The sequence below is a fragment of the Rhodoferax sp. genome, assembly GCF_010365055.1.
GTDB lineage: Bacteria > Pseudomonadota > Gammaproteobacteria > Burkholderiales > Burkholderiaceae_C > Rhodoferax.
Genome location: NZ_JAAFHA010000137.1, coordinates 1 through 7,077, shown reverse-complemented (window position 1 = coordinate 7,077; position 7,077 = coordinate 1). Strand labels below are relative to the sequence as shown.

The window sequence follows — 7,077 nt, the reverse complement described above, 5'->3', positions numbered from 1 at the left end:
CAGCGCTCACCGTCGTGCCAAAGCCGCAAGCCAGCCCTGTCGAGGTGGTGGAGAAAAACAGCAACTTCAAGAACGTCGCCCTGTTCCTGGCAGCGCCATTTATCGGTTTGGCCTATGCAGTGATGCTTCCCCTCGTTGGCACCGCCATGCTGGCTTGGATAGGAGTGCAGGCCTTGATGAAGAAGTCTCGCGCGAAGTAAGGTGAACACCTTCAAGGACGACTGTCTACTCTGATGGTTCTGCAGGCGACCAACTCAAAAAAAGAGAGAAATTTCCATGAGTACATTGTGCACATTGACCGATAGGTTTTTGCTTTTACGCCCAAACAGCCTGTTCTTGCTTGGCCTGTTTGCATTGGTGCTTTCTTTTGCTGGGCCAAGGGCTCACGCTCAAGAAAGTGCTCTGGCCAAAGAAGAACTGGCATGCTTGAGGTGCCACGACAAAGTGGGCCCGGGGAAAACGCTTGAAAGCGGAGAGGTGCTTTCCCTGGCCATCTCCACCAATGCCTATGTCGATTCGATGCACAAGGACACCAGTTGCGAGGACTGCCACGACGACATTGATGCCAAGACCCACGGCAAGACCATAACGCCCATCAAGAGCAAGCGCGATTTTGCCCTGGGCATGCGTGAGTCTTGCCGCACCTGCCACGCCAAGAACTTCACCCAGTATGACGACAGTGTCCATGCGGCGATGATCAAGGATGGCAACAAGGAAGCCCCCTTGTGTTCCGATTGCCACAATGCACACACGGTTCGTTCCACCAAGACTGCCGGCCCGATCGCGGCCACAGCCTGTGCCAACTGCCACGAAGATATCTTCAAGGCCTATGCCAAGGATGTGCATGGGCTGGCGCGCGTTGCCAACGGCAAAACTGCCCCTATTTGTGCCGACTGCCACAAGTCCCACGGGGTCTTGGCTGCATCCTTGGGAAATGGCATCAAGGACGCCTGTCTGACATGCCACGAAGACTCGATCAACCAGCACAAGGAGTGGTTGCCGAACGCCGGGCGTCACTTTGAAGCGATCTCGTGCCCGGTTTGTCACGCGCCGACAGCGCAGCGCCGGGTCAATCTCCGGCTTTATGACAATGTGGCCATGAAGCAAGTCTCTGAAAAGACGGGCGTGCCGCAGTTTGAAAAGCTGACCCTGGCTGCCGACGCCAAGGACATGGGACTCGATGAGCGGGCCTTGTGGAGTCTGCTGAAAGAATTCAACCAGGAGGGGAGCGAAGGCAAAACCGTCTTGCGCGGACGCCTGGAGGTTTCTTCTGGCATTGAGGCGCATCAGTTGAGCGAGAAATCCAAGGCCATCAAAGACTGCAACGTCTGTCACCAAAAAGGCGCTGAACCGTTTCAAAGCGTTTCACTGACCATCGCGGGCCCAGACGGCAGGCCGATACGCCATGGCGTTCAAAAAGACGTCTTGACCTCTTTGCTTGCCACCGAGTCTGTGCGCGGCTTCTACGCCATTGGCAGCACGCGGATCAAGCTGTTGGACTATTTGTTGTTGGTGGTCATGCTGGGTGCCATCACCGTGCCCGTTGGCCACATGACGATCAAGCGACTATTCAAAGGCATGCGGGACAAGTTGGAGGCAGAGAAAAAGGCTGCTCGCGCGCCGGCCGAAGGACAAGATTCAACCCCTCATCGTCGCGCCGATGATGACACCTCAAAATAGCAGGAGTTAGCCATGCAAAAGCTTTATATCAATCCGCTGCCGGTCAGGATTTGGCACTGGACCAATGCCACTGGTTTCGTGCTATTGATTGCAACCGGACTGCAGATCCGATACCTCGACCTGATGCAGTTGATGTCATTCAGAACGGCGGTGGTGGCTCACAACTGGATTGGCTTTGTGCTGATCGCCAATTTCTTCATCTGGTTAGGCTTTTATCTTTTCACAGACAAGATCAAGGTCTATCACCCCGAGCTTAGCCCGATGAAGTATTTTCGCGCCAGCTTTCGGCAAATGCAGTTTTATGGTTATGGCATCTTCAAGGGCGATCCCAACCCGCATCATCCAAGCGCCTACCGCAAATTCAATGCCCTGCAAAGCATGATGTACCAGATCATCATGATGCTGCTGGTGCCCATTCAGTTCTTTTCCGGGGTATTGCTGTGGGATGTGTCACGATTTTCCGCCTTGGTCGAGATGTTTGGCGGCGTGCGCGTTGTCGATACCGTGCATGTCCTGCTGTTCATCGTGTTCAGCGGATTCATCGTGGTGCATGTCTATTTGGCAAGCCTGGGTCACACGCCATCAGCACACTTCAAGGCAATGATCACCGGTTACGAGGAAATAGAAGACGAACCGAAACGCGGCGACGCGGCTTCCTGAGCAAAAAAGGCGAGGTCTCATGGACCTCGCCTGAGAGAATCACATCAGGTCAAATGGATTCGGGTTCGCCATCGTCGTATTGGGTATCCCGAACCCGGATGTTGTACTTCTTCATCAGCGCCTGAAAATTGGTGCGCTGCATACCGGTTGCTTCAGCACTGCGGGTGACGTTCGACGCATTTCTTTTAAGCGTTTCCTGAACGAACAGCTTTTCGACTTCTTCGACCGACTTCTCTCTGGCTATTTTCTTGATGCGCTTGAGTTCATCGCTGGTGCGCGGCACGTCCAGATCGAGCCGCGGCGCGTTGTCAATGATGTTGGCCAGATGCGCTTGGCGAATGATATTGTCAGACGACAGAATCACCGCCCGCTGCATGGTATTTTCAAGTTCACGCACATTGCCTGGCCAGCCATAATTCATCAGCAGACTCATCGCCCCGTCTGAAATCTCTGACACCGGCTTGTCCAGCTCATTGCAGAAGGCTTTCAAGAAATGAAAGGCCAGCGCAGGGATATCGTCACGGCGCTTGCGCAGGGCCGGCGAGTGGATCGGGAACACGTTGATGCGGTAATAGAGATCCTCGCGAAACGTTCCTTCCGCCACCATCGCCTTGAGGTCCTTGTTGGTGGCGGTGATCAGCCGGACATTGGTTTTTTGGGTGGTGGTAGCGCCCACCGGCCTGAATTCACGCTCTTGGATGACACGCAGCAATTTAGCCTGGGTTGACAGCGGAATGTTCCCGAATTCATCCAGAAACAGTGTGCCATTGTTGGCGACTTCGAACATGCCACGCTTGTTGGCCACAGCCCCGGTAAATGATCCCTTGGTGTGTCCGAACAGTTCGCTTTCCAGAAGGCTTTCACTGAGCGTGTTGCAGTCCACGGTGACAAATGGCTGGTCCTTGCGCAAACTGTTGTAATGAATGGCGCGGGCAATCATCTCCTTGCCAGTGCCACTCTCACCGGTGATCAGCACCGTGCTGTTCGTGGGGGCGCACTTGGCGATCAATCCAAAAACAGTCTGCATCGGCGGGCTGGAGCCAATGATGTTTTCAAAACGGTATTTGGAACTGACTTCGGTCTTGAGCTTGCGATTTTCCTGCAACAATTGGCGCCGCTCCAGCGCACGATTCACCACCAGCTTGAGTTCATCCGGGTCGAAGGGTTTCGACAAATAATCAAAAGCGCCCAGCTTCATGGCCTTGACGGCGGTCTGAATCTCGGACAGCCCGGTCATCATGATGACATCGACATCCGGATGGCTTTCCTTCACATGCTGCAGGACCTCGAGACCGTCCATCTTGGGCATCATGACGTCCAGCACAATGATGTCGTAGGCCGTCTCATCCACTTTTTTCAAAGCCTCAAAGCCACTCTGGACGGAGTCAACGGCATAGCAGCTGTCGCTGAGGATGCGCACGCAACTCCGAATGACAATCTCTTCGTCGTCAACGATCAGTATTCTGGCAGTCATGGGGTGCTCGCGGCCATATGGTTTTCGGCTTCATCAAAAGGGGGCTTGATCGGAAGACAGACGTGAAAAGTAGTTCCTTCATCAACGACGCTGTCGACTGTGATCTTGCCGCCGTGCGCTTTGATAATGCCATAGCTGACCGACAGGCCAAGCCCGGTTCCCTTGCCCACCTCTTTCGAAGTGAAAAATGGATCGAAAATGCGCTCCAAGTTATCTGGCGGAATACCGCAGCCGGTGTCCGTGACGCTGACCTCCACCATCGGACTCGCGTCAACACCCGGTTGATCTGAATCCGTGCTCGGGCAAAGGCGAGTTGCGACTGTGATGCGGCCCTGGCCCTCGATGGCTTGCTGCGCATTGACGAGCAAATTCATGACGACTTGTTTCATCAGATCAGCGTCGCCCCATATCTGCGGCAAGGCAGGATCAAGCGCAGTCATGATTTCGATATGCTGCAAGGATGCTGGTCGTTCAACAAAACGCACGGTGTCTTCAACCACGAGATTCAGGTTGAAAAATCCCTTGACAGGCACTTTTTCCCGCGCGAAATCGAGAAGTCGCCGAATGATGCTGGCACAGCGTTTGGTCTCGCGGATCACCAGGTCCAGATCGGCTGCATCCTCACTGCCTTCTGCGGCTTTCTTGCGCATCAGGGAGGTAAAGGTCAGCACACCAGTGAGCGGGTTATTCAATTCATGGGCAATGCCCGACGCCAGCACGCCGATGGAGGCCAGCTTTTCTCCCTGTGCGACCTCCGCCTTGGCGGCCATTAGTTCCCGAGTTCGCTCTGTGACTTTTGATTCCAGGGTGTGCAGCATGTCCTGCATGTCTGACCTTGATGCCTGCAGTGCGTCAGTCATATGATTAAACGATGCGGCGACGCGGCCGAATTCATCTTTGCTACGCACCGGAATATTTTGATCAAGGCGGCCAGCGGCGATCTCGTTGGCGCCGGCGTCCAGGTCTTTCAGAGGCACATAGATCAGGCGCTGCAGCAAAACACCGATGCTGATCGCAAAAATGAGAATGAACCCGCCTGCCATGCCGATCACGTGAATGGTATGTGTCTTTCTCGACTGGTCCATCTCCTCGAGAGAATACGCAAGATCCACGATGCCAAGCACCGACTGGCTGGCAGAATGTTCGTGGCAGGAGGCAGACGAACACGAAGGCTCATTGCGAATCGCTTGCATGCTGCTGAGAACTCTGTGCCCCCCCGTTTCAACTATTTTCCAGCGCTTGTCGTCGGAGACCTGCGTCATGGGTGGGCTGGTCTGATGGCATTGAACACAGGGTTCGTCCTGTTGTTCGACCGAATAGCCAACCTCTGACGCCCGATTTGAATGAATGATCGTGCCGTCTTTATTGATCACCCGGACGCGTTCAATGCCTTTTTGCTTACCAATATCCTCAATGATTTTGCCAGCGATGTCACGCTCGTTCACCAACATCGCATGACGGGTACTCGCGATAATCACATCGGAAATTTGTGTGACATGTCGGGATATCTCACCCTGCAGTTCTTCCTCCCGGTGCTCAACAAAAAGCATTGTGAACAGAACAGCCACCACCGACAGAACGATGGACAGATAGAGGCTGATCTTGACCCTGAGACTTATTGAACGCATTGACTAGATCTACAAGCAATAAATCATTATGGCACCCGCTTCATGCCACGAAAGTGATCAGAATCAAGCTTCTCCTCATGCGCGATGACGAACCGGAACGGTTTGTGAGACTTTTGCTTGCCCTCAAGCTCAGGTGCAGCGACGGCCGCTTCAACCTCAAACCGGCAGCGCCATAAACCGCCCTTGCGCCGCGCTTTGCTCACCCAAGGTGAGCAACTGCATCACCGAACGCACCTCTGTGGCGGTCACGGGTGGCTCGGATACCAGACCGCGCAGGTGGTCACGCAAGTGGGCGTAGTAGGCCAGGTAGTTTCCGCAAGGCTTGGGTGCCGCGTGGCGCACAGATACCGGGCTGGCCACGCCGGCGATGGCGTCAAACCGTAACACCTCGCCCGCCTGCGGGTCTTGTCCCCAATCATGCAGCGCCGCCAGTTGCGGGCGATGCCCGGCTTTCAATGCGTCTTCTTGCGGATCCAGCCCGAACTTGGTGAAACTGCCTTGGGTGCCGTGCACCGCCCAGCGCGGGCCCGGCTGCGCCACCAGCGTGCTGGCATGCAGGATCACGCGCAGGCCACCGTGGCGGCTGTCGTAGCGCAACACGGCATGAAACCAGTCGTTCACATGGGCGCCATCGCGCAGGCAGGCCAGGTCCAAACACAGCGCATCAGGCATGCCCCACAAAACCAGCGCCTGATCAAGCAAATGCGGCCCGAGGTCAAACCACAGACCCGAACCGGGCAGACTCTGCTCGCGCCAGCGCGCTGGCACGGCGGGGCGATAGCGGTCAAAGTGCGACGCCACCTGCACCACCCGGCCGAGTCGGCCACTGGCCAAGACCTGCTGAAGCGCCAGAAAATCAGCATCAAAGCGGCGGTTCTGAAACACCGTCAAGACCCGGTTCTCGGCCTGGGCGGTCGCCAGCAAATCATCGGTCTCGGCCAGCGTGACGCAGCAGGGCTTGTCCACCACCACATGCTTGCCCGCCAGCAAGGCGGCTTTGGCCAGCGCATGGTGACTGGCGTTGGGGGTGGCCACCACCACCACGTCAATGCCGGGGTCAGCCAACAGCGCCTCGGGTGTCGCCACCACGCGCACCTGCGGCCAGTCGGCCTGCGCGGTCCCAGGTTTGCTGGAGCAAATACAGGCCAACTGCAAACCCCGCACACCCGAGATCAGCGGCGCGTGAAAGATCCGGCCGGCGTTGCCGTAGCCAATCAGGGCGACTTGCAGCGGTGCGGCGTTGACGTTGGCGGAATTTCTGGCAATGGTTGAGTCATTCATGCGCTCATCATCCTCGAAAATGCATACGCGACATTTTCGCGGTCATGCGGGCCGGGCGTGCAGCAAAAACGCCCACGTTTTGAAGCCAACCAAAATGAGCTATCGTCAGCCACTGCCTTGCTTGAAAGCGACCCATGCTTAATTTTCTACCCGCGCCACTGGTCGGCCTGATCGCCAGCCTGCTGATGGTGCTCAATGCGCTGTTCTGGGTGCCGATCCTGCTGCTCGTCTCGTTTGTCAAGCTGCTGATCCCGATCAAAGCGGTTCGCCTGTTGATCGACCCGATCTTGCTGCACATCGCCGAAGCCTGGATTGCCGGCAACAGCGGCTGGATGCGGCTGACCCAGCGCACCA

At 56.1% G+C, this 7,077-nt stretch carries 5 protein-coding genes and 2 pseudogenes; 4 read left to right on the top strand and 3 right to left on the bottom strand.

Translation table 11 applies throughout. From position 1 onward, the window contains the following. The 3 genes and pseudogenes from GZ093_RS19280 to GZ093_RS19270 all read left to right on the top strand — a co-directional run. Nucleotides 1-200 (top strand): annotated as a pseudogene (locus GZ093_RS19280) (hypothetical protein); the annotation flags it as partial. Nucleotides 201-477: 277 nt separating this feature from the next. Further along, the gene (locus GZ093_RS19275) at nt 478-1,680 is read left to right on the top strand and encodes a cytochrome c3 family protein (protein WP_296489204.1); all 1,203 of its coding nucleotides are present in this window, start codon (nt 478-480) and stop codon (nt 1,678-1,680) included. Nucleotides 1,681-1,692: 12 nt separating this feature from the next. Next, nucleotides 1,693-2,340: a cytochrome b/b6 domain-containing protein gene (locus GZ093_RS19270; protein WP_296489202.1), complete on the top strand. Its 648-nt coding sequence runs from the start codon at nt 1,693-1,695 to the stop codon at nt 2,338-2,340. A 49-nt stretch (nt 2,341-2,389) separates the two neighbouring features. Here the strand turns inward: GZ093_RS19270 and GZ093_RS19265 are convergent, their stop codons facing one another. The 3 genes from GZ093_RS19265 to GZ093_RS19255 all read right to left on the bottom strand — a co-directional run bounded on the left by GZ093_RS19265 (nt 2,390) and on the right by GZ093_RS19255 (nt 6,723). Continuing rightward, the gene (locus tag GZ093_RS19265; protein WP_296489201.1) at nt 2,390-3,814 is read right to left on the bottom strand and encodes a sigma-54 dependent transcriptional regulator; all 1,425 of its coding nucleotides are present in this window, start codon (nt 3,812-3,814) and stop codon (nt 2,390-2,392) included. Continuing rightward, on the bottom strand, nt 3,811-5,442 hold the full coding sequence (locus tag GZ093_RS19260; protein WP_296489200.1) for an ATP-binding protein: 1,632 nt from the start codon (nt 5,440-5,442) through the stop codon (nt 3,811-3,813). Before GZ093_RS19260 ends, GZ093_RS19265 begins: the two co-directional genes overlap by 4 nt. Nucleotides 5,443-5,598: 156 nt before the next feature. Beyond that, nucleotides 5,599-6,723: an oxidoreductase gene (locus GZ093_RS19255; protein ID WP_296489199.1), complete on the bottom strand. Its 1,125-nt coding sequence runs from the start codon at nt 6,721-6,723 to the stop codon at nt 5,599-5,601. Between the two features lie 134 nt (nt 6,724-6,857). Here GZ093_RS19255 and GZ093_RS19250 point away from each other — a divergent pair. Next, a pseudogene (locus tag GZ093_RS19250) lies at nt 6,858-7,077 on the top strand (acyltransferase); the annotation flags it as partial.